This is a genomic window from Acinetobacter sp. ABJ_C1_1, from assembly GCF_044684115.1.
Lineage (GTDB): Bacteria > Pseudomonadota > Gammaproteobacteria > Pseudomonadales > Moraxellaceae > Acinetobacter > Acinetobacter nosocomialis_A.
In genome coordinates this window covers 246,308-269,583 of the sequence record NZ_JBITPU010000003.1, presented here as the reverse complement: position 1 = coordinate 269,583, position 23,276 = coordinate 246,308, and the positions used below count along the sequence as shown (strand labels likewise).

The window sequence follows — 23,276 nt, the reverse complement described above, 5'->3', positions numbered from 1 at the left end:
GCCAGTACAGGACTGGCTTTATAATTAATGAATAGATGGTTTTTGAATGAGTTCATTTAACTCTTTTCGGCTATACCCACGGGAAATAAGAACTTTTTTTATTCCCATAATGACATCTTCATCTGTTGCTTGTGCGAGCGCACTTAGAAGTTGTTCATTAGTTTTACATGAGCAGTCATTTTCAACACAAGCAGTTTGATTCTTATGCTCGTTATGCTGTTGATCTGCTAAGAACAGCTTTTGCCAAAAACTCATAGAGCCTTCATATACAACCTAACATAGATCGAAATATAGCCAATTTAAATTAAAATACAAGTCTCTATAAGTGATAAATCCACCAGTTGAACTAGAGAATTTTCGATAGTAATGGTTGAGTTAAACGAAATTATGACGAATAGATGACTTGATATTTTTTTTAAATTTAAATACTTAATGAAAAAATGTTGAAAAATAAGGAGATATTTAATCTCCTTATAAAATAGTGTTACATTGAAAAATTTTGTTTAAATCTTCTCAAGTAATACACCTGACTCAACATGATGCGTATAAGGGAACTGATCAAATAAAGCAAACTTAGTCACTCGATGAGTTTTTGTCAGCGTTTTTAAATTTTCATATAAAGTGTCAGGATTACATGAAATGTAGATGATACGCTCAAAACCTTGTAAAAGTTTTAAAGTTTCATCATCAATTCCTGCACGTGGAGGGTCTACAAATACAGTATCAAAGTCGTAGCTCTGAATATCAATATTTGCTTCTTGCAGACGGCGGAATTCGCGCTCACCCTGATAGGCTTGAGTAAACTCTTCAGCAGAAAGACGAGCTACTTGAATATTATCGATTTGGTTTTGTTCAATATTCCATTGAGCAGCATAAACTGATGATTTAGCAAGTTCGGTAGCAAGTACGCGTTCGAATTTTAGCGATAATGGAAGGGTAAAGTTACCATTACCACAATAAAGTTCTAGTAAGTGTTTTTTAGAACCCTCAGCTGCATCGCATGCCCATTGCAGCATTTTTTTGCAAACTTGTGCATTCGGTTGGGTAAAGCTGCTTTCAATTTGTTTGTATTTGAATGTACGGTTTAAAAGTTCAAACTCTTCTACAACAAAGTCATCACCAATAACAACTTTCTGACCTCGGCTACGGCCCATAATTTTAATATTTAATTTTTCAGCAAGTGCTTTAGCTGTTTGTTCCCACTCTTGATTAAGTTTGCGGTGATAAATCAGGGTAACTAGCATTTCGCCACTAAGTGTTGCGAGAAAATCAACTTCAAATAAACGCTGTGAAAGTAAAGGTTCTGCTTTGAGCTCTGCTAAAAGGCGAGGCATTAAATCATTAATGCTTTTGTCTGCAATAGGAAACTCATCTATGCGAACAACTGTTTTTTGCTTGTCTTCATCGTTACGTTCAAACATGGCATAGAACATATCATTTTCTGTATGCCAGATCCGAAACTCAGCACGCATACGGAAATGTTGTTCAGGTGATTCAAACACTTCTAATGTAGGCGGTGTAAATTCAGAAAATTGAGTAGTAATGCGATCAATTTTAGCTTGAAGTTGTTGACGATAAGAAGAGGTCATAGACAAAGAAAATTTAGACAGAATCAAATAGTGAATGGTATCAAAAAAATCGCGCTTGCAGGAGCCAATTTTAGTCAGATATTCATAAAGAAATAGGGCACTTAAATTAGAGATGATTTAAGACGCGGTTAATAAAATCTGATTTTATTTTTCTATATTGATCATGGTCTAAATAGTTACACGCTAATTTTAATTGATTATATTCCTTCACCAATAGTGGTGAGCTCATAAGCTTATTTCTAAATGTTAAGAAAAATGTGAATACTGAATCGGTTACTACAACTTGAAATGCAACATCATCGTTGTTGAGTGATTCGAGCATGCAAAGCTCATCTGTTCTTAAAGTATTTTGCTTCTCTATAAAATTAAGTGTTTTTAATTGCTCTATTGCAAATTCAAATTGCTCAGGCATAACTTCGATATAAATATCTAGATCACCTTTTGAAATTGCATTCGGTATTGCAGATGAACCAATATGCTCAATTTTGGCAAATGGGAGAAGGGTGGAAATATCCTTTTGATATGAGTTAAAAAGCTGAACACAATTTTTTTGATATTGTTCAGGTTCTAAAAAGATCATTATGAAATTCTCTAATCGATAACATTTATATATTTAAAAATAGATTACTCGATTAAAGAAAAAAGCCCAAATACTGAGATTTGGGCTTTTTAGATAAATTTATGTGTTAGTCAGACATAGTCATTAAGCTTGCATTGCCACCAGCAGCAGCTGTATTCACACTAATTGCACGTTCAATCACTAAACGTTCAAGTGGGATCGATTCGTTTGATTCAACATGTGTAATGCCAACAATCGCACCTGAGCGGCTAGCAATTTCTTGCTGTAATGAAAGAACCTCTTCACGACTACCATGATGTAAAACAGCATCAAAATTATCTGATGTGATGTTTTTAACTGTAGTAATCGCATCAAGAACATTTTTTGGTAACGTTAGTTTATGTTTTGCCAACAATGGACTATTTGGCATTACCGCAGCTTGGCTACCCACTGCAAAAATTGCGAGCAATTGATGTAATTGATTTTGTTCAGTGTCTGCAATTGAAAGCACACGGTGACGCGGCAAAATAATATATTGGTTACTTTCCCCAGTAGGGCCTTGTAACTCATAAAACTTGCCTACACCAAATGGTTCAATATCACGATTTGCTTGTGGTAAATGCTGTTTCGCCCAGTTTTGTAAGCTCTGATAAACCTCTCGGTTAAAGCCTTCATATGCAGTTTGTTCATTTTTCATAGCAAATGGTGTTGCCAATACTTTATTTGAACAATTTTGCATTAAGCGATACATGTAAAGCGGACCACCAGCTTTCGGACCTGTACCCGATAAACCTTCACCACCAAATGGTTGAACACCAACAACAGCACCAACAATATTACGGTTGATATAAAGGTTACCCACTTCAGCATATTGAATAACGGTTTGGATGGTTTCATCAATACGGGTATGCAGACCCATTGTTAAACCATAACCTTTGGCATTAATGCGTGAAATGAGTTGTTCAAGCTCGCCGTACTTATAGGTAATGATGTGTAAAACAGGACCAAAAACTTCGCGTTGTAAGTCGTCGAGGTTAGGTAACTCAATTGCTGTTGGTACAACAAAAGTTCCTTTGCTCAATTCATTTTGATTAGTTCCACTAAACATCAATTGATGTACTGGATAGCCTTTAGACTTCATTTTTTGGATATGCTGATCAATTGTCTGTTTTGCTTCTTCATCAATAACAGGACCAATATCCGTTTTTAAAATAGCAGGATTACCTACGATTAACTGCTGCATTGCACCTTTAAGCATTTTAATAACGCTTGCCGCACTATCTTCTTGTACACATAAAATACGTAAAGCAGAGCAGCGTTGACCTGCGCTATCAAATGCAGAACTTACAACATCAAGTACAACTTGTTCAGTTAATGCAGATGAGTCCACAATCATTGCATTCTGACCACCAGTTTCTGCAATGAGAGGAATAGATTGGCCATTAGCAGCCAAACGTTTTGCAACTGTTTTCTGCAAAATTTTTGCAACTTCAGTTGAGCCAGTAAACATGATGCCATCAATGCGTCGATCTTGGCTAAGCTGAGCACCTATTGTTTCACCACGGCCAGGTAGTAACTGTACAGCGCCATGTGGAATACCAGCTTCCCATAAAATTTGCACTGCTTGAGCCGCGATTAATGGTGTTTGTTCAGCAGGTTTTGCAATAACACAGTTACCACTGACTAATGCTGCTGCAATTTGACCAGAGAAAATTGCAAGAGGGAAGTTCCATGGACTAATACAAAGTACAGTACCAAGCGGTTGAATCGTTGTATTTGCAGGAAGATTCTCAACTTGAGTTGCGTAGTAACGTAAAAAATCTACAGCTTCACGAACTTCTGCAATGGCATTGGCATAAGTTTTACCACTTTCACGGCAAAGTAATACCATTAACTCTTGAATACGGCTTTCCATAAGGTCAGCTGCACGTTTTAAATATTGTGCGCGTTGATCTTTGGGTGTATTTGCCCATTCAATTTGTATCTGTTCAGCTGCATTCAATGCAATTTCTACATCATTAAGATCAGCTTCTTGTACATACCCAACAATTTCATCATTTTGTGCTGGATCTGTAATTGCAACAGAATGGCGTTGTTCTGTTGAAGCGTTATTTCCTAGTAATGGATAGCTTTGCCAAACACGGTTACGAAGTTGTTGAGCTGTGCTATCTAAAGCTTCAAGCGGAGTGTCGTTTGCTAAGTCATATCCTTTAGAGTTTTTACGGAGTGTGCCGTACATATCTAAAGGAAGAGGAATTGATGGGTGTTTTAAACCAATTGAGCCTTCAAGCTTAGCTGCATTGCGTATATCGTAAATTGGAGACTGAATGAGGTCTTCAACTTTAAGTGTTTTATCGGCAATACGGTTAACAAATGAAGTATTTGCACCATTTTCAAGTAAACGACGAACCAGATAAGCTAACAACGTTTCATGGTTCCCAACTGGAGCATAAATACGGCATGGCACGCCTAATTTATTTTGCTCACGTGGACCAACAACTTGTTCATAAAGCGGTTCACCCATACCGTGTAAGCATTGGAACTCATATTGACCAGCATAATATTTGCTAGGATCAGCTAAATGATAAATTGTTGCCAATGTTTGAGCGTTATGAGTCGCAAATTGCGGATAGATATATTCTGGCGCTGCAAGTAATTTTTTAGCACAAGCAATATAAGATAAATCTGTATGTACTTTACGTGTGAAGACAGGGTAGTCATCCATACCTTCGATTTGTGCTTTCTTGATTTCGCTATCCCAATATGCACCTTTCACAAGACGAATCATGAGGCGTTTTTGGCTGCGTTTAGCAAGATCAATAATATAATCAACTACAAAGAAACAGCGTTTTTGATAAGCTTGAATAACGAATCCAATGCCTTTCCAGTTCGCTAGTTCCGGCTCGAAACAAAGACGTTCGAGTAACTCAAGCGAAATTTCTAAACGCTCTGATTCTTCAGCATCGATATTTAAACCAATGTTGTAGTGTTTGGCTAAACGAGCGAGTTCAAATACTTTGCCATAAAGTTCGTGATGAACACGTTCAATCTGCGCACGTTGGTAACGAGGATGTAAAGCAGAAAGCTTAATTGAGATACCTGGGCCATCATAAACGCCTTTACCATTCGACGCTTTACCAATTGCATGAATAGCTTGCGTATAATCGTTAAAGTAGCGTTCAGCGTCATGGTCAGTTAAAGCTGCTTCACCTAGCATGTCATAAGAATAGCGGAAACCTTTATCCTCAAGTACTTTTGCGTGGTCGACAGCTTCTTCAATGGTTTCCCCAGTCACAAACTGTTCACCCATCATACGCATTGCAACATCAACTGCTTTACGAATAATGCCACGTCCACTACGTGCTAAAAGGCCAGTAAGTACACTTGAAAGACTGGTTTGCTTTGGTGTTTCCATAAGCTTACCGGTTAACATGAGGCCCCATGCAGCAGCATTGACAAACATCAAGCTACTTTGGCCAACGTGTTCTTTCCAGTTACCTTGGTTGATTTTATCTCGAATCAGTAAGTCACGTGTTGCTGTGTCTGGAATACGAAGCAAAGCTTCGGCAAGACACATTAAAGCCACACCTTCTTGTGAAGACAGAGAGAACTCTTGTAATAATCCTTGAACAATACCTGCTTTTCCAGAAGAGGTCTTACGTTCACGTAAATTATGTGCAAGGTTAAATGCAAGGTCATAAATTTTATGATCTAAATCATCAGATACCGCAGCAGCTTGTAATAACTCTTCTACAGCTTCAGGTTCGGCACGTCGCCAAGCTGTATTAATGCGCTGTTCAAACTCACTTTTATCGTTGAATTCGGTGATATAGCCTTGGTGAGATTTATCCATTTGATGAAAAGTATCCATTGTGTTCATATCTATTTCCGACAACCAACTCTCATAAACTCATCTTGAGTAGAGAGGTTTAGATAATTTATGATTACAGAAGAAACACCGAATAACTCACTATATTTCGCCTATTTTTTAGAGGAAAATTCAGATGAATGGCCCATTACTAAGCCTTGATCGCACTGATTTAAAAATTTTGGATATTCTTCAAACAGATGGGCGAATTTCTAATAGTAAATTAGCCGAAATGGTGAACTTATCTCCAACCGCTGTTATGGCTCGAGTGCAGAAGCTAACAAAAGATGAATTTATCTTGGGGTATGAAGCTAAATTAAATCCAATCAAACTCAATGCAAACTTTTTGGTGTTTGTAGAGGTCTTACTTGATAAAACAACACCTAATGTTTTAGATGAGTTTATTGATGCAGTTGTGCATTATCCAGAAATCGTTGAATGTCATATGGTCAGTGGCGGATTTGATTTTTTAATTAAATTACGAAGTGGCAGTATGGAGGAGTTTAGACGTATTGCTGGACAGGTACTATGGCAATTACCTGGTGTGAAAGAAACCCGTAGCTATCCTGTGATGCAAGTTGTAAAAGATACTTCAAAAATTAAAATCAAAACGAAAAATAAATAAAAAGGGGCCGAAGCCCCTTTTTATTTTATTCATTTTTATACACTTTCTTTGTAGAGTTTGTCGCCTTGTTCAAAACGATCAGTCACATCAGAGTTTGGTGCTTTTGAAATTAAGCTCACTACAATGATGCTGATAAACGCACAGATAAAGCCAGGAATAATCTCGTAAACCCCAGTGCCTGCGAAAAGATTTTTCCAACCGATCACAACAACAGCACCTACGATCATGCCCGCTAAAGCACCTTCTAAAGTCATACGTTTCCAGAACAATGACAAGATGATGAGTGGACCAAATGCAGCGCCAAAGCCAGCCCATGCGTAAGCAACAAGACCAAGAACTTTACTGTCAGGATTACCTGCAAGCACAATTGCAAGAACTGCAATTGCAAGAACCATGATACGGCCAACCCATACAAGTTCTTTTTGAGATGCGTTTTTACGGATGAAACCTTTGTACAAATCTTCAGTTAGCGCACTTGAACATACTAAAAGCTGACAGCTTAATGTACTCATAACAGCAGCCAAGATCGCAGCTAGAATGATACCGACAAGCCATGGATTGAATAAAATTTTAGTCAATTCCATAAATACAGTTTCAGGGTTCTTACTTACAACTGTTGCAAGTTCAGGGTGTTGCTGGAAGTAAGCGATACCAAAGAAACCAGCACCGACTGCACCAACTAAACATAAAATCATCCAAGTCATACCAATACGGCGAGCAGCAGGAATTGATTTTACAGAGTCAGCAGCCATGAAACGTACAAGAATGTGCGGTTGGCCAAAATAGCCTAACCCCCAAGCCATTGAAGATAAAACGGCCACCACACTTAAATCTGAAACGATGTTAAATGCATGTGGGCGAGCAGTTTCAATAAGCGTTACAAACTGAGTTGTGTCGCCAATTGCAAGGTAAGTCACGATTGGGGTGAGCAAAAGGGCAAAAATCATTAAGCCAGCTTGGAAAGTATCAGTCCAGCTAATTGCCAAGAATCCACCAATACAAACATAACTGATTGTTGCAATAGCACTTAACCAGATTGCGGTGGTATATGACATACCGAATAAATTTTCAAATAAACGAGCGCCAGCTACCATACCTGAGGCACAGTAAATTGCGAAGAAAACCAAGATAATAACGGCAGAGAAAATACGAAGAATCTTTTTCTGGTCATCAAATCGACTTGTAAAATAGTCGGGCAGAGTGAGTGCATTATTTTGGATTTCAGTATGAACGCGTAATCGACCAGCAACCAGTAACCAGTTAAGCCAAGCACCGATAATTAGACCAATTGCAATCCACGCTTCAGATAAACCAGAAAGATAAATCGCTCCTGGTAAGCCCATGAGTAACCAACCACTCATGTCTGATGCGCCTGCGGATAATGCAGTAACGAAACTGCCTAAACTACGACCACCAAGAATATAATCAGAGAAGTCGCTTGTAGCACGGTAGGCAAATAAGCCAATAAGTACCATTGCTACGATGTACACCATAAACATGATGAGGGTGGGATCAAAATAACTCATAATGGATGTGTGTCCTTATATCCATAATCCGTGATTGTAACCTAATCCAGGTCGCTGTTTTCTTGTACGGCATTTCAAGAGGTTGAGATTCAACCACAAAAGAATTTTTTTGCTCTGTTATCTTTGTGATGTGTTTTATGTATTTTTATGTAAACAAGTGTAATTGCAGTTACACTTTAAATTAAATTTATTTTAATCAATGATTTATATAAGTTAAATAATTCATTTATTCTTTAAAAAATTATAGGAATAGTAAATTTAGAAAATAGATCAGCTTGTTTGGTTACAAAATTAGCAATGACAATATATCACTCAAGAAAAAATTTGATATGAGTTGAGTGTTTTCGCATCAATTTCATGTGAAAAGACAATTTTAGAAGTGAAATCTGCAATAAAAATGAAAGAAATATTAGCTCGTCAACTGATGGAATAGCTCTTTCATACCTTCTGTGGCTGTCATATTTAATAGTTTATATTGAGATGGAACACGAGAATGATCTGCTTGAGGATCTATATAGTAGGCTTCAGCGTAATTTGGAATTTCATGAACTAAAGCAGCAACAGGATACACACTTAAGGTTGAACCAATAACAATGAAAATATCGGCTTCCTGTACTTGCTTTATGGCTTCTTCAAATGCGGGAACTGCTTCACCAAACCAAACTACATGAGGACGAAGTGGATAGCCATTTGGGCAAAATTCATGTTCTAAGTCTAACTTCCAACCATTAATTTCATAAAATTCAGTTGTATATTGTGCATCTGGTCCAGAGCTTTTTGCTAATCGAATATTGCCATGTAGATGCAAGACATTGTGGCTACCAGCGCGCTCATGTAAATCATCAATATTTTGCGTAATCACTTGTACATCGAAATGATCTTGTAGTTTGGCAATGTACTGATGAGCTTCATTTGGCTGAGCTTCTAAAATATTTTTACGGCGTTCGTTATAAAACCGCTGGACTAAAGCAGCGTCTTTGTTCCAAGCTTCTGGAGTGGCAACTTGTTGTATATCATAATTTTCCCATAGGCCATTACTGTCACGAAAAGTACTAATTCCACTTTCTGCACTCATGCCTGCACCAGAAAATACAACAAGTCTTGTCATGTCAGTGATCCTATTCATCCAGTTTTTAGAGCTGATTTATACATATATAAAAAAACCAGTTTAAAAGTAAACTGGTTTTTATCAAATACTGAAAGCGATGCTATCTTTTATAATCCTGCTTCATATTCTGCATTTGTTAAAAGTTTTTCAACATCTGCCATGTTGTCTGGCTTGATTTTATAAATCCAGCCTTTCCCGTATGGATCTTCATTTACAAAATCTGGATCATCTTCAAGGTCTGTATTTACTTCCACTACAGTACCAGAAACAGGAGCGTGGATATCAGAAGCAGTCTTAACTGATTCAACTACTCCAGCTTGTTCTCCAGCTGTTACTTTGCTGCCAATTTCAGGAGTCTCAACATAGACCAAGTCTCCAAGTTCATCTTGTGCATGGTCAGTAATCCCTGTAATAACAAGGTCACCTTCAATTTTTACCCACTCATGTGTACGCGCATACTTCAATTCTGAAGGGTGGTTCATGACAACTCCTTAAGCTTGTGTCCAATATCTTAATAACATTATAAATAGGGGTCTTTGCGCCAGTTACTCGGACTACGGCCACTCCAGCGTTTGAATGCACGGCTGAAATTTGCGACATCGGAATAACCAAGTTCATCAGCAATTTGTTCAAGGCTATAATCTGTACGTGAAAGTAATGACGTCGCATGACGATATCGGACTTCATCTACTAATGTTGAAAATGAAGTCCCTTCAGCTGCCAATTGTCGCTTTAAGGTGCGATCTGACATATGTAGGTATTCTGCTACATTTTCTATGCTTAAGTAATGTTGTTCAGAATTACTTAAAATATCACGTACGCGCATTGCCAAACGGCGGCGTTCACCCAAAGCAGAGAGTTCAGCTTCACATTGGTTAATGGCAATTTGACTAGCGATTGGATCGGAATTAATTAATTTAATGCCTAAATATTTTTTATCAAAACTAGAAATTAAATGAGGCTGATTAAAGCGAATAGTGCTGCTGAGTTTGCTTCTATATTTATCAAAACCTGCTGGTTCTGGAAAATCTAGGTCGACATCGCCTGCTAAATCTTCGATACCTGTCATTGCTTTTGCCATTGTCATGATGCCAATGGTTAAGCCTAAAACAATTTCGGTACGAAGTGGTTCTAGCTCAATATCACACTGTAATTGTAATGTGGCTTTGGGACCGAATGTAGAAAAATAAAGTTGTAAAAAGGGTAAGCGTAACTGAATAAAACGAGCAGCAAGAGCAATCGCTTCGGTAATATCTTTTGCTGTCATTATCGCGTAGCCAATAAATCCATGAATTGAAATACGCATTTGAGTGCCAATATGGAAACCCAATGTACTTTCACCAGTGAGATTTAAGGCATGTTTAACCAGCTCATTTGCTACAGGTGTTGAAATACGATATTCAGGATCGGCTAATTGCTCACTCGTAAGATGAAAAGGGGCAAATAATGTTTCATCGTTGTATCCCCAACGTGAAACAACATCTAATAGCAATAAGCCATAGACTCCTGGAATACCTTGATCTTGACGAGCTGAGGTAATTTTCATATGCGTTCCGTTGCTCTCATCAATTTTCTACGTGCATTTCTTACACATCTTGTCATGAAATATAATTTGAGTTTATAAAAACTGTTAGACAATCATATCAACGATTCGTTAAACATTCTTTTTAAAGACAACGATTTTTGTCGTTGAAATAAGTAAAACATCCCCATGCTGATTTAAGGCTTGCGTAACGTAACTTACAATACCACGATCCAATTTTGTTTTGGATGGTGTAATCGCGGAAATTTCAGCTTCAACATGAATGCGGTCACCTGGGCGGGTTGGGCGAGGCCAACGTAGACTAGACTCCGATCCCACTAGTCCACCATGAATTGGCATACATTCAGTCCATAAGCGCATCGTAATTGCAGAGGTATGCCACCCACTGGCAGCAATACCTTTAAAAATGGGATCTTCTTTGGCTAGCTCTTCATCTGTATGGAAAGGCTGAGGGTCATAGTGGCTTGCAAATTGTTTGATTTCATCTAGTGTAATTTCATATTCACGACTGATAAAACGATCACCAATTTTTAAATCTTCTAAATAAATCATTAATCTTGACCCTGTACTACTTTTTGCTCAATAAGAAAACCGCCAGTTTGACGTTTCCATAATTGTGCATATATACCATCTTTGGCAATTAATTCTTCATGAGTGCCTTGCTCTGCAATTTTACCTTCATCAAGAACAATTAAACGGTCCATTTGAGCAATGGTAGACAAACGGTGAGCAATTGCAATAACTGTTTTATCTACCATCAGGTCATTTAAACTAGACTGAATAGCTGCTTCAACTTCTGAGTCTAATGCACTTGTTGCTTCATCTAATATTAAAATTGGTGCATCTTTTAAGAAAACACGTGCAATAGCGATACGTTGTCTTTGACCGCCTGAAAGTTTAACACCACGCTCACCCACCTGTGCGTCATAGCCAGAACGACCTTTTAAGTCGACAAGTTGGGGAATAAAGTCGGCTGCCCTTGCTTTATGTACTGCGCTTTGCATGTCTAGATCGGTTGCATCCGGACGGCCATATTTAATGTTTTCAGCAACTGAGCGATGTAGTAGAGAGGTATCTTGAGTAACTAAAGCAATATTCGCTCTCAAACTATCTTGTGTAACATCTTCAATATTTTGCCCATCAATTAAAATTGCACCTTCTTTAAGATGGTAAAAGTGTAAAAGTAATTGAATGAGGGTAGATTTTCCTGCACCTGAACGGCCAACGATACCAATCTTTTCACCCGCTTTAATATGTAGGTTAAAGTGATCGATAACATTTTTATTGTTATAGGCAAAGGTAACATCTTTAAATACGATTTCACCTTGCTTTACTGTAAGTGGTTTTGCATCTGGTTTGTCTTGAATATTGATTTTCTTACCAAGAGTTTGCATACCATCTTGAATGGTCCCAACATTCTCAAATAAAGCTGACATATGCCACATCATAAACTCAGCCATGCTATTCAGTTTTAAAATCATCGCAGTAGTTGCCGCAATTACACCTAATGCTGCTAAGCCTTGTGTCCATAGCCAAACTGCAGTACCAATCACACCTACAAATAAAACAGCAGAGAGTAAATTAATGCTGACTTCAAAAAGAGTACCTAAACGCATTTGCGCATAGACTGTTGACATAAACTCTTTCATTGACGCTTTTGCATACTGGCTTTCACGACCAGCATGTGCAAATAATTTAACTGTTTGAATATTTGTATAAGCATCAGTTACACGGCCAGTCATCACGGCACGAGCGTCAGCTTGTTGCTGTGAAACTTTGCTTAAACGTGGAATAAAGAACCAAGCACTTAATAAAAATAGTCCCAACCAAACCATAAGGGGAATAAGTAAAGTTGGTGAAATCGCACCCAGAACAATACTAACGGTAATAAAGTAAATGCTGACGTAAGCCAACATATCACCCAAAATTATCCAAAACTCGCGTATAGCTAATGCTGTTTGCATCACCTTTGCTGAAAGGCGTCCCGCAAAATCATTATGGAAAAAGTCTAGGCTTTGCTTTAATAAAAGGTTGTGGAAGCGCCAGCGTAAGCGCATTGGAAAAGTACTATATAAAATTTGGTGTTTTATAACAGATTGAATATTAACAAATAAAATATTGGCGAATAAAACACTAATTAAAATAAGGATATTTGACGCATGCTGGCTTAAAAAACTTTCAGGTTGGCTATTACTAAGCCAATCTACTAATTGTCCAATTTTTGAAAAAAGTAAGGCTTCAAAGCTAGCCGCACCAGCTGTACAAATAATCAGTAATAATAAGTATGGGCGTACACCCTCAGTAGCTTGCCAAACAAATGGGAAAAAGCGAGTTGGTAAGGGCTCATCCAGACCTCTGGTTGGATAAGGATCTACAAGTTTTTCAAACCACTTCAGCATGAATGACTACCTTTATACATCAGCTACTTTATTAAAATTTCGCAATTTAATTTGCAATAAAGTCATTTAGATCAAACTCGATAAAGATGTTGATCTGTTGGGTGTGTGGATACACGTTAAAGTCTATGTTGTATATCTTTGGCTAAAACTGACATGATTTAGACAAGACATAAATTTGGAATCGGGAAAAGTCTAAAAGGCATGGTAAAGACAAAAAATGTTCCATTCATTATATCGATAATAATAGATGAAGTGGTGAATGAATTTGGCCAGAATGTAATTTTTATAAGATTTTTTAATAAATGATAAAATATTGATATTTACTGCTAAGCAGCATGAGCCTTTATCTCAATATTGATAAAGGCTCTCATAATAATTACCACATTAAGTCATCTGGAATTACATATGCTGCATATGGATCTTCTTCGTCGGTAGTTTGTTCATTTTTCTCTGCATTATTAATTAAAATAAAGCCTTGCATTTTTTGATCAATTTTTTCAGCCAAAGCCTTTGGTAGATACGCGTATTGATCTTGATCTTTTGCAATGACTAAACTACCTGTTACAAGTGCGTTGTAGACTTGCTGAGATAGGTATACTTTTTTAATTTTATTTTCATCAATAAATTGATATGCAACATCTCCAGCAAAATCTGCAATTTTATGTTGCTTAATCATTTGAATGATTGAAGCCTTTAATGCTTTTTCTTCGAGTTGCTGCTGCTTTTCTAGATTCAAAGCTTGGTCTTTTGCTTGCTTCTCTTTTTGAGCTTTTTCAATATTTGCTTTGATTTCTGTTTCATTACTTTGACCAGTGCGCTGTTCATGCTGAGCTTGCTTGGTGAGTTTTTTTGCTTTTTTATTGTCAACTAAACCGGCTTTGAGTAACTGAGCTTGTAAGGCATTTTTAACCATGACTTAATCCGAATCTGAAGAGGAGGAACTATGAAAATAAACAGCCCAATACGAAATACTGAGAGTTAAGCTTAAAATTGCTGGAAGCAAAAATGATTGCAATTTTAAGTAGGGGTGAACTGAAGCAGCAATTATACCACCAATAAGAAAACCTGAAAAAATAAGTAGATGTAAAATAATACGACGGTTTTCTACTTTTAAACCCCTTGCCATATAACCAAGCGCAAGACCAAGGTCTGTTAAGACACCCGATAAATGAGTGGTTCTGATAATGGTTCCTTTATAATGGCTCACCATCGCATTTTGTAACCCCATAGCGACGCAGGCCCATAATAATCCATATTTGGGGAAATAAGGCAGTAATAACCAGCAAAGAAAAATAAAGAGGGCAACTAGGCTTAAAGGAAGGCCATATCGACGGCCTAATTTAAAATGGCTGTTACCTAAAATAAAGCCACTATAAAATGATCCACATACATAACACAGTATAACAAGGACTAAATATATGATGTGTTCAAATTGCCAGTTTACCAAACTCATCGCTAGCATACTGACATTACCTGTCATATGCGAAACTGACTGATGTAAAAGGGTGATTAGCCCTAATACATTAATCATTCCGGCATTTATAGCCAGTAAAAAGGCACCAACTTGGAACCAGTTTGGTAAACGTTGAAATGGCATGTTCTCTAAGAGTTTTGTTTTGAGCGAATATCAACTGCGGCTGTAAATAAAACATCAGTAGATGAGTTAAGAGCCGTTTCCGTTGAATCTTGTAATACACTAATAATCATACCAACTGCAACAACTTGCATCGCAATTTCTGATGAAATACCAAATAAACTACAAGCGACAGGAATTAAAAGTAATGAACCGCCAGCAACTCCCGATGCTCCACATGCTGAAACTGTAGCGACTACTGATAAAATAATCATAGTTGCTAAATCAACATGAATTCCTAAAGTGTGCACAGTTGCCAAAGTAAGCACAGTAATCGTAACTGCTGCACCTGCCATATTAATCGTTGCGCCTAAAGGAATAGACACACTTGCAGTAGATGGATTAACACCTAAGCGTTCAGCTAAATCAAGGTTAACAGGAATATTAGCTGCCGAGCTGCGAGTAAAGAATGCTGTAATACCACTTTCTTTTAGGCATTTTAAAACGAGTGGGTATGGGTTACCACGAATTGTTAAACCCACCAGAATTGGGTTAATCACTAGGGCAACAAAGAACATTGTACCTAGTAGTACAGCTAATAATTGTATATAGCTTTCAAGTGTCGCGAGACCTGCGCTAGCAAATGTCACTGCAACCAAACCAAAAATACCGACAGGAGCAAATGCAATCACTTTATGAATAATCGCGCTCACTGCATGTGAAACATCATGCATAACCTGTTTAGTGGTATCCGAACTGTGACGCATTGCTAAACCGAGACCAATCGCCCATGCAAGAATACCAATAAAGTTTGCTTCGCTAATCGCTTGTACTGGATTGGCAATAAAGCTTAAAAGCAAATTTTTTAATATATCAGCGAGGCTACCTGGTGCTTGTAAGTTGTTATGGGAAACAGTGTTGAGATATAAAGTGCTTGGAAAAGATAAGCTCGCTACCACAGCTGTAAAAGCCGCCAATAGCATACCTACAACATATAACAACAAGACTGGGCGAAGGTTTGCATTATGACCCATCTGGAAATTAGCAATTGAAGAAAGAACCAGTACAAAAACTAAAATAGGAGCAACCGATTTCAATGCTTTAATGAACAGTTCACCAAACAAGCTTAGGTAGGGCGTAACGTTTGGAAATAAGAGTGCAACGCCTATCCCTAAAATAATGGCAATAATAATTTTGGTGACTAAGCTTAATCGAGAAAAGAATTCAAGCATATAAAGGCCTTATTAACCTATTCGTGGCTAAAGGTTGAACAAGCGGAGTATTTTATACTTAAGTGATGTGAATCTTAAGCTTTTTTATACCAACTAATCAGTTTTATAAAAAATGGTAATATTAAGTATTTGTTTTTAAAATAGTAAAATAGGAATATCAAAGTAATTAAAATGATGTTTTGCTTATATTACAGACAATAATGGAAATAAACAGACTTAATTATTGAGGTTTAAGTCGAGTTAAGGGAGATATAAAAAGAAATAGGGAGATTATTTTTGTTTTCAATAGATTTGAATGCTAGAAAAACTACGCGAATTTTCAGTCCTCTTTGCTTGGATCATTACCAGCTACCAAGTTGAAAAATCGCATATTTCAGGAATACATTAATATTATTATAATTTTATAAGTTCAGCGCAGTTATTCTATACAGTATAACTGATAAAGCGTATTTAAAATGGAGTGCATCTTATCATCCTTTATGGAGTAGAAAATTTGTTTGCCATCACGACGTGTTGAAACGACATCACTTTTACGTAGCATCATCAATTGTTGTGAAAGGGTGGGTTGGGTGATTTGGGTTTTCTCTTCGATTTGAGAGACATTCAACTCCTCATGAGCTAAGTGACATAAAATTAATAAACGGTCAGTGTTAGCTAAAGACTTTAATGTTCCTACGACTGAATCAGCCGCATTTTTCATTTCTTCAATTTGGAGTCCATCTTTCATACTTTATACCTATATCAATATGGCCGGCATAGTATAGATTGATCTTATGAAAATGAATGTAGCAAAACTAATCAATCCAATTGTTTTTGTTGAAAAGGTTTATAAGTGTAATTGATAAATATATAACATTATTAAGGTATAACAATAATTTGTAGTTGTTTTGTGTCAAAAGTGTTGCATTGTGTGAGAAGCGTAATTGTTAAGTATAAATGAAACAATGTCAAAGAAAATAAATCCTCTTTTTTGCTCCATCAATAGTTAATTCTGATTTATGTTTAAAAGGGGAATAAAAAAAGATTGAGTTTTTACTTTTTAAGGATATAATCGATCCTGTACAGACAGGTCTGTATATTCTAGTTTGGGATGTATAGTCCAAAAAAAACGTCTAACTCTAGACTAGAATGACTTTCAGACGCAGCGTGATGAATAAGAAGAAGATTCAACAATATAAGAAGAATAATATCACGCTTTATTTTTTAGTGTGCAACTTTTTCAAATTCAATAAGTTTCTCTACACGCTTCCAATAGTCATAAATTTTTACTGAGCCATGTTCGACCTGAGCTTGAATGGTCATGCCTTCTAATATATTGACTAATAACAATGCCAGAGGACGAGACTCTTCAATTTCATGCTGGACGAGAAGGTCTTGCATGAGTTGCGTTAACCATATTTTATATAAAGTCGCTGGTTGATGTGTTGAAGGGTATTGTTTTAATACTTCTTCTAAAGCTTTTTGAAACATACAGCCATTAAAGTCTTCGCTATTAAACCAATCTGAATACCATAAGAAAATTGCTTTGATACGACTCAACGGGTCGTTTTCATCTTCTTTAGATATAGCAGCAGTCAGAGAATTCTGTAAAAGTGAGTTTCTTAATAATAAACACTCTTCAATAAGTTTCTCTTTTGAAGGGAAGTATTTATAAAATGTCATTTTTGCTACACCAGACTCACTGATGATACGATCAACCCCTATAGAGTTATAACTATATGAGTTAAAAAGTCTTAAAGCAGTGGTAATGATGTCATCTTTTTTTGACATATTTTAGTAGCCTCACACAAAAAAAATTGCTCTTAGCCTAAATGGTCGAGTGTATAAATAAAAAGCACGAATGCACAATTTTACATTGTATTGATTGTTATTGATAGGAAAAAATGGGTTTTTTAAAAGCAATAGAAGTTCAAAGCATAATGCTCTAGATGTGAATTTTATATTTATTGAAAAAATTTCTATGTCTTAATCAGACGTATTAACTAGATAATTTTTTGATGTAGAAAAATAAACTTATACCATAGACATACAGCCATAAAATAGATTTAAAGAATGGTATATTTAAGCATGTATTTATAAAAGAAAAAAGGAGAAATTTTATAAATTCCTCCTTTTAATGTATTTAGGCGATATTATTCTGCAGGTGGCAGTAACATAAGAATTGAATCATTCAATAATTGAACAATATTCTCTAAAATATCTAAACTGCTCAGCTGGTCGTTGAAAGGGATGCTTTCTCCATCTGCAATTGCTTTGAGTTGAGTGGCAAAAGATTCCACAATTGGTAAATCTTCTCCATTACCCCAAAACTTTAAAGTGCCATTTTGTTCTGTATAAAGTAGACGAGAAGCTGGTTCAAGCAATAGTTCATAACCTTCTGACAAAATAGCATTGAGATCTTCAATTTCGATTTCGTCTGGTTCAGGAATGTTATCTGGATATTTAGGCTCAGTCATATATGCCATGATGGCAGCATCAAGTACTGATGAGTTTTGCAACTGAGCTAAAACTAACTCTCTTAAATAAGCCAATTCTTCTTTATTAATTTCACCAACTTGAGGAATGTTCTTTCGAGCAATGTCCACAACTGGGTTCTGTAGTAATTCATCAGTCGCAAATTGATCGCTAATTCTATCGATCATGCCTGACACATTAGGCATACGGAAACCAAATGAGAAAGTTAAACAATCATCTTCGGCAACACCATAATGTGATAATCCTGGTGGGACATATAATAAGTCACCAGGTGCTAAAACTTCATCAAAATGAACATCGATCTCTGGTAATAGCTTTAATGGCTGATTAGGAACAAGTTCAGTGCTTGCATCACACATTTGGCCTAATTGCCAACGACGGTGACCATGTCCTTGAACAAGAAATACATCATAAAAGTCAAAATGTTTTCCAACTGAACCGCCTTTAGGGGCATAAGAAACCATGATGTCATCACGACGCCATTGAGGAATGAAAGGAAATTTTTTCCATAAACCAGCTAAATCAAATGAGTAATGATCAACCGCTTGTACCAAGAGTGTCCATAACTTTGGTAATTTTTGAAAGTCACCTTTGGTTAGAGGAGAGGACTTTACATGCCATTCATTTGGATTTTTGTCTTTCTGACGGATAAGACGCGCACTAACATGATCTTCTAAAGCGAATTCTCTCACATCATTTGGCTCTAACATGCCAATGATTTCAGGCATGGCATTACGCACAAGTAATGGTTTTTTCTGCCAATATTCTGTTAAAAACTGTTCAGCAGTAATGCTGCCTAGAACGGTTAAAGGTTCTGTCATGGAGATAACCTATAAGTAAGCTAAAAAATATTAAGGAATTTGAAGTTCAAGCTGTCTTAGAATCTGACAAAGTTGAATCATGGGTAAACCCATTAGGGTGGTTTGATCTTGGCCTATCATTTTCTCAAATAGACTAATGCCAAGACTTTCACACTTAAAACTTCCAGCACAATGAAGGGGTTGGTCTAAATCGACATATCTCTCGATTTCAAGACGAGTTAAATTGCGAAATTTAACTTGATAATGTTCAACTAGAGTATGTTCAAAGTTTTTTTCAAGACATTGGACGCTTAAGGCTGTACTAAAAAAAACTGTTCTGGCTGAGTTTGCTGCTAACTGGGCTTTAGCATTTTCAATCGTTAATGGTTTGCCAATAAAATCATGAGGTGCATGTTCTCGCCATGCGACTTGATCTGATCCAATTACAATCGCTTGGGGATTTTTCTGAGCAATCACCTGAGCTTTAGTGAATGCTAGTCTTTTCGCTAAATCATCAGCATGAGTCTCGCCACGAGGACTCTCATCAATATCTGGAATAATACAGATATATTCGATTCCCAAACGTTTCATCAAATCCTTACGTGTTTGACTACTCGATGCCAAAATAATTTGGGGGTATTTCATTACACTGCATATTCCATCAATACATCTAATGGGACATAGCTTAATACTGCTTGATGGCAGGCATGAAGTTTGACAGGTGGTGCTTGACCAGCTTGATATGCTTCTACCCAGCGAGTTACGCAAATGCACCAGAAGTCACCTGGTTGTAGACCTGGAAAACCAGCTTCAGGTAGAGGCGTAATGAGATCGTTGCCAACTTTTTGCGAAAAATTTAAAAACTCAGACGTCATTTGAGCACATACGGTATGTTGCCCAAGATCTGTTACAGCTGTATGGCAAAAACCATTTCGAAAATAACCCGTAATAGGGTCAAAACAGCAGCTTGCTAAAGGTTCACCTAAAACATTTAAACGATTGATTTGTGGATCTGGATGAATAGACATAATGGATGAAATATTAAATTACTACGTCTATCATAATCAAAACTTTGGCTTTCTACAGCTTTTATGCAAAAAAACTAACCTTTTTTGATGTAATCATTTAAAATTGGCGCGTTTTTAAAATCATAAAGAGAGCTTTACATGAATTTTCAGCGTATGACTGACCTTAACTTAGCAGGTAAACGTGTACTTATTCGTGAAGATTTAAACGTTCCTGTTAAAAATGGTGTGATTACCAGCGATGCTCGTTTACGTGCAGCACTTCCAACAATAAAAGCTGCTTTAGAAAAAGGCGCGGCTGTAATGGTATTTTCGCATTTAGGTCGTCCTGTTGAAGGTGAACCAAAGCCTGAGCAATCGCTTGCACCAGTTGCAGCATATTTAACTGAAGCACTAGGCCAAGAAGTTAAATTATTTACTGACTATCTGGATGGCGTAGAAGTTCAAGCTGGCCAAGTAGTTTTGCTTGAAAATGTTCGTTTTAACGCGGGTGAAAAGAAAAATAATCCGGAGCTTGCACAAAAGTATGCTGCTTTATGTGATGTATTTGTGATGGATGCATTCGGTACTGCTCACCGTGCAGAAGCTTCTACAGAAGGCGTGGCACGTTTTGCTCCTATTGCAGCTGCTGGTCCATTATTAGCTGCTGAATTAGACGCACTTGGCCGTGCAATGCAAACACCTGAAAAACCAATGGTGGCTATTGTTGCTGGCTCTAAAGTTTCAACAAAACTTGATGTCTTAAACTCATTGTCTACTATTTGCGATCAACTTATTGTTGGTGGTGGTATTGCAAATACTTTCCTCGCAGCTGCAGGTTACAACGTTGGTAAATCTTTATACGAAGCTGACTTGATTGAAACGGCAAAACAAATCGCTGCTAAAGTAAGTGTTCCACTTCCTACAGATGTTGTTGTTGCTGATGCATCTCAAATTAATTTTGAAGATTTCTTAGGTTCTTTAGCAGCAGCACAAGCAGTTGTTAAAAAAGTTGAAGATGTAACAGCAAATGACATGATTTTAGATGTGGGTCCTGAAACAGCTAAAGCATTTGCAAATATTTTAACAACATCAAAAACGATTCTTTGGAATGGTCCTGTTGGCGTATTTGAAGTTGATCAATTTGGTGAAGGTACTAAAGCACTTTCTCTTGCAGTTGCTCAATCTGACGCATTCTCAATTGCTGGCGGTGGCGATACTCTAGCTGCGATTGATAAATATAATGTTGCTGACCAAATTGGCTATATTTCAACTGGTGGTGGTGCATTCCTTGAGTTTGTTGAAGGTAAAACTTTGCCGGCAGTTGCAGTTTTATTAGAACGTGCATAATACATATATGTAAAAATAAGAAGGGGTTGGGTTCAACCCCTTTTTCATGGATAAGTCATTAAATTGTCATATTTCTGAAATAAAATAATGAGCACTAAATCACCAATTGTGGAAAATAGTGATGAATTTAAAACTTACCTTAGCTGCTTTGTTAATTGTTCCAGTGATGTTGACTGCTTGTGCTAAAAAAGAAGAGTCTTCTAAAGCAGGGCAAGATGCTGCTTCTACAGCAGTTGCTGATAAAGTAACTCCTGAACAGCAAGCTACAATTGATTCGCTTGATAAGCCAGTTTTAGATGAAAAGAATATCGATGTGGTTGAAGGTGGCGCGTCTAGCGAGCCGGCTGCTTCAGAAACTCATTAATTTGTTGTATTTTGTTAAAAAGTCCCTGCAAATGCAGGGATTTTTTTTGAAATACTGTGATTTGTTGCTGAATTGAAATAAATGACAAGGTAGAATAAGCCGCACTACCTGGGAGGATATTATGGCACTCATTTCAATGCGCCAGCTCTTGGATCACGCTGCAGAACATAACTACGGCGTACCAGCATTTAACGTAAATAACTTAGAACAAATGCGTGCAATTATGCTTGCCGCGGATGCAACCAATTCACCTGTAATTGTTCAGGCATCAGCTGGAGCTCGCAAATATGCAGGCGCTCCATTCTTGCGCCATCTTATTTTGGCTGCAATTGAAGAATGGCCGCACATTCCAGTGGTAATGCACCAAGACCATGGTACAAGCCCTGATATCTGTCAACGTTCAATTCAGCTTGGCTTTAGCTCTGTAATGATGGACGGTTCATTAGGTACAGATGGTAAAACACCTACATCTTACGAATACAACGTTGATGTAACTCGTAATGTTGTTGCTTTGGCACATGCATGTGGTGTTTCTGTTGAAGGTGAGATTGGCTGTTTAGGTAGCCTTGAAACTGGTATGGCTGGCGAAGAAGATGGTGTTGGTGCGGAAGGTGTACTTGATCACTCACAACTTCTTACTTCTGTCGAAGAAGCGACTCAATTTGTTGCTGATACTAATGTAGATGCATTAGCGATTGCTGTGGGTACTTCACATGGTGCTTACAAATTCACTCGTCCACCTACAGGCGATATCCTGGCAATTGACCGTATTAAAGAAATTCATGCGGCATTACCAAATACTCACCTTGTTATGCATGGTTCAAGCTCTGTACCACAAGAATGGTTGAAAGTAATCAATGAGTTCGGTGGTGATATTAAAGAGACTTATGGTGTACCTGTTGAACAGCTTGTAGAGGCAATTAAACATGGTGTACGTAAGATCAATATCGATACAGACTTACGTTTAGCATCTACTGGCGCAATTCGTCAGTTTATGGCTGAAAACCCAGCTGAATTTGATCCACGTAAATACTTTGCTAAAACTGTAGATTCAATGAAGCAAATTTGTATTGATCGTTATGAAGCATTTGGTACAGCTGGAAATGCTGACAAGATCCGTCCAATTTCTTTAGAGAAAATGGTTGATCGTTATAAATAATTCCCGTTAGGGTTTGATTTATATAAACCGGTTATGTAAATAACCGGTTTTTTATTCGCCAGATTTTATTCATAAAAAAACCTGTGATAACACAGGTTTTAA

The 23,276-nt window shown here is 37.2% G+C and carries 22 protein-coding genes; 4 read left to right on the top strand and 18 right to left on the bottom strand.

Annotated features, from left to right (window positions below):
• Window positions 1-24 precede the first annotated feature (24 nt).
• The 4 genes from ACG59Z_RS07040 to putA form a co-directional block, all read right to left on the bottom strand.
• Window positions 25-255, bottom strand: coding sequence for a hypothetical protein (locus ACG59Z_RS07040; protein WP_002050077.1), 231 nt, complete (start codon window positions 253-255; stop codon window positions 25-27).
• Window positions 256-503: 248 nt separating this feature from the next.
• Window positions 504-1,589 (bottom strand): tRNA (uridine(54)-C5)-methyltransferase TrmA, encoded by a 1,086-nt coding sequence (gene trmA, locus ACG59Z_RS07035; protein WP_263613567.1) that lies wholly within the window; start codon window positions 1,587-1,589, stop codon window positions 504-506.
• A gap of 106 nt (window positions 1,590-1,695) precedes the next feature.
• Window positions 1,696-2,169: a GrpB family protein gene (locus tag ACG59Z_RS07030; RefSeq protein WP_400198605.1), complete on the bottom strand. Its 474-nt coding sequence runs from the start codon at window positions 2,167-2,169 to the stop codon at window positions 1,696-1,698.
• Between the two features lie 106 nt (window positions 2,170-2,275).
• On the bottom strand, window positions 2,276-6,028 hold the full coding sequence (gene putA / locus ACG59Z_RS07025; protein ID WP_400198603.1) for a trifunctional transcriptional regulator/proline dehydrogenase/L-glutamate gamma-semialdehyde dehydrogenase: 3,753 nt from the start codon (window positions 6,026-6,028) through the stop codon (window positions 2,276-2,278).
• A 124-nt stretch (window positions 6,029-6,152) separates the two neighbouring features.
• On the opposite strand from putA, the gene ACG59Z_RS07020 reads away from it, so the two are divergent.
• Window positions 6,153-6,641, top strand: coding sequence for an Lrp/AsnC ligand binding domain-containing protein (locus ACG59Z_RS07020; RefSeq protein ID WP_019458967.1), 489 nt, complete (start codon window positions 6,153-6,155; stop codon window positions 6,639-6,641).
• 35 nt (window positions 6,642-6,676) lie between these two features.
• On the opposite strand, the gene putP is transcribed toward ACG59Z_RS07020, so the two are convergent.
• From putP to ACG59Z_RS06950, 14 genes are all read right to left on the bottom strand, one after another.
• Window positions 6,677-8,167, bottom strand: a complete 1,491-nt coding sequence (gene putP / locus ACG59Z_RS07015) for a sodium/proline symporter PutP (RefSeq protein WP_134261611.1) — start codon at window positions 8,165-8,167, stop codon at window positions 6,677-6,679.
• A gap of 409 nt (window positions 8,168-8,576) precedes the next feature.
• Window positions 8,577-9,284, bottom strand: coding sequence for an SIR2 family NAD-dependent protein deacylase (locus ACG59Z_RS07010; protein ID WP_400198636.1), 708 nt, complete (start codon window positions 9,282-9,284; stop codon window positions 8,577-8,579).
• A gap of 98 nt (window positions 9,285-9,382) precedes the next feature.
• Window positions 9,383-9,757 (bottom strand): glycine cleavage system protein GcvH, encoded by a 375-nt coding sequence (gene gcvH, locus ACG59Z_RS07005; protein ID WP_019458970.1) that lies wholly within the window; start codon window positions 9,755-9,757, stop codon window positions 9,383-9,385.
• A gap of 38 nt (window positions 9,758-9,795) precedes the next feature.
• The gene (locus tag ACG59Z_RS07000; RefSeq protein ID WP_400198602.1) at window positions 9,796-10,821 is read right to left on the bottom strand and encodes an AraC family transcriptional regulator ligand-binding domain-containing protein; all 1,026 of its coding nucleotides are present in this window, start codon (window positions 10,819-10,821) and stop codon (window positions 9,796-9,798) included.
• Between the two features lie 108 nt (window positions 10,822-10,929).
• Entirely contained in the window at window positions 10,930-11,370 is a 441-nt protein-coding gene (locus tag ACG59Z_RS06995; RefSeq protein WP_400198600.1) for a MaoC family dehydratase, read from the bottom strand.
• Entirely contained in the window at window positions 11,370-13,217 is a 1,848-nt protein-coding gene (locus ACG59Z_RS06990) for an ABC transporter ATP-binding protein (protein WP_400198598.1), read from the bottom strand. Before ACG59Z_RS06990 ends, ACG59Z_RS06995 begins: the two co-directional genes overlap by 1 nt.
• 376 nt (window positions 13,218-13,593) lie before the next feature.
• Window positions 13,594-14,130 (bottom strand): DUF2058 domain-containing protein, encoded by a 537-nt coding sequence (locus ACG59Z_RS06985; RefSeq protein WP_400198596.1) that lies wholly within the window; start codon window positions 14,128-14,130, stop codon window positions 13,594-13,596.
• A 3-nt stretch (window positions 14,131-14,133) separates the two neighbouring features.
• On the bottom strand, window positions 14,134-14,814 hold the full coding sequence (locus ACG59Z_RS06980; protein ID WP_200001960.1) for a YoaK family protein: 681 nt from the start codon (window positions 14,812-14,814) through the stop codon (window positions 14,134-14,136).
• 5 nt (window positions 14,815-14,819) lie between these two features.
• Entirely contained in the window at window positions 14,820-16,022 is a 1,203-nt protein-coding gene (gene sstT, locus ACG59Z_RS06975) for a serine/threonine transporter SstT (protein ID WP_396479308.1), read from the bottom strand.
• A 418-nt stretch (window positions 16,023-16,440) separates the two neighbouring features.
• A complete protein-coding gene (locus tag ACG59Z_RS06970; RefSeq protein ID WP_263613574.1) occupies window positions 16,441-16,749 on the bottom strand; it encodes a metalloregulator ArsR/SmtB family transcription factor in 309 nt (102 codons plus the stop codon).
• Window positions 16,750-17,225: 476 nt separating this feature from the next.
• The gene (locus ACG59Z_RS06965) at window positions 17,226-17,792 is read right to left on the bottom strand and encodes a TetR/AcrR family transcriptional regulator (RefSeq protein WP_263613575.1); all 567 of its coding nucleotides are present in this window, start codon (window positions 17,790-17,792) and stop codon (window positions 17,226-17,228) included.
• A 362-nt stretch (window positions 17,793-18,154) separates the two neighbouring features.
• Entirely contained in the window at window positions 18,155-19,318 is a 1,164-nt protein-coding gene (locus tag ACG59Z_RS06960) for a JmjC domain-containing protein (RefSeq protein ID WP_400198593.1), read from the bottom strand.
• Window positions 19,319-19,348: 30 nt separating this feature from the next.
• Window positions 19,349-19,942 (bottom strand): Maf family protein, encoded by a 594-nt coding sequence (locus ACG59Z_RS06955; RefSeq protein WP_400198592.1) that lies wholly within the window; start codon window positions 19,940-19,942, stop codon window positions 19,349-19,351.
• Window positions 19,942-20,325, bottom strand: coding sequence for a DUF2237 family protein (locus ACG59Z_RS06950; protein WP_209833207.1), 384 nt, complete (start codon window positions 20,323-20,325; stop codon window positions 19,942-19,944). The genes ACG59Z_RS06955 and ACG59Z_RS06950 overlap by 1 nt, the downstream gene beginning before the upstream one ends.
• A gap of 138 nt (window positions 20,326-20,463) precedes the next feature.
• On the opposite strand from ACG59Z_RS06950, the gene ACG59Z_RS06945 reads away from it, so the two are divergent.
• The 3 genes from ACG59Z_RS06945 (at window position 20,464) to fba (ending at window position 23,174) form a co-directional block, all read left to right on the top strand.
• On the top strand, window positions 20,464-21,651 hold the full coding sequence (locus tag ACG59Z_RS06945; protein WP_396479300.1) for a phosphoglycerate kinase: 1,188 nt from the start codon (window positions 20,464-20,466) through the stop codon (window positions 21,649-21,651).
• Between the two features lie 121 nt (window positions 21,652-21,772).
• Window positions 21,773-22,015, top strand: a complete 243-nt coding sequence (locus tag ACG59Z_RS06940; protein WP_400198589.1) for a hypothetical protein — start codon at window positions 21,773-21,775, stop codon at window positions 22,013-22,015.
• 121 nt (window positions 22,016-22,136) lie between these two features.
• Window positions 22,137-23,174 carry a class II fructose-bisphosphate aldolase gene (gene fba / locus ACG59Z_RS06935; RefSeq protein ID WP_002121428.1) on the top strand — a complete coding sequence of 346 codons (1,038 nt, stop codon included), beginning with the start codon at window positions 22,137-22,139 and terminating at the stop codon, window positions 23,172-23,174.
• The last annotated feature ends 102 nt before the right edge of the window (window positions 23,175-23,276 follow it).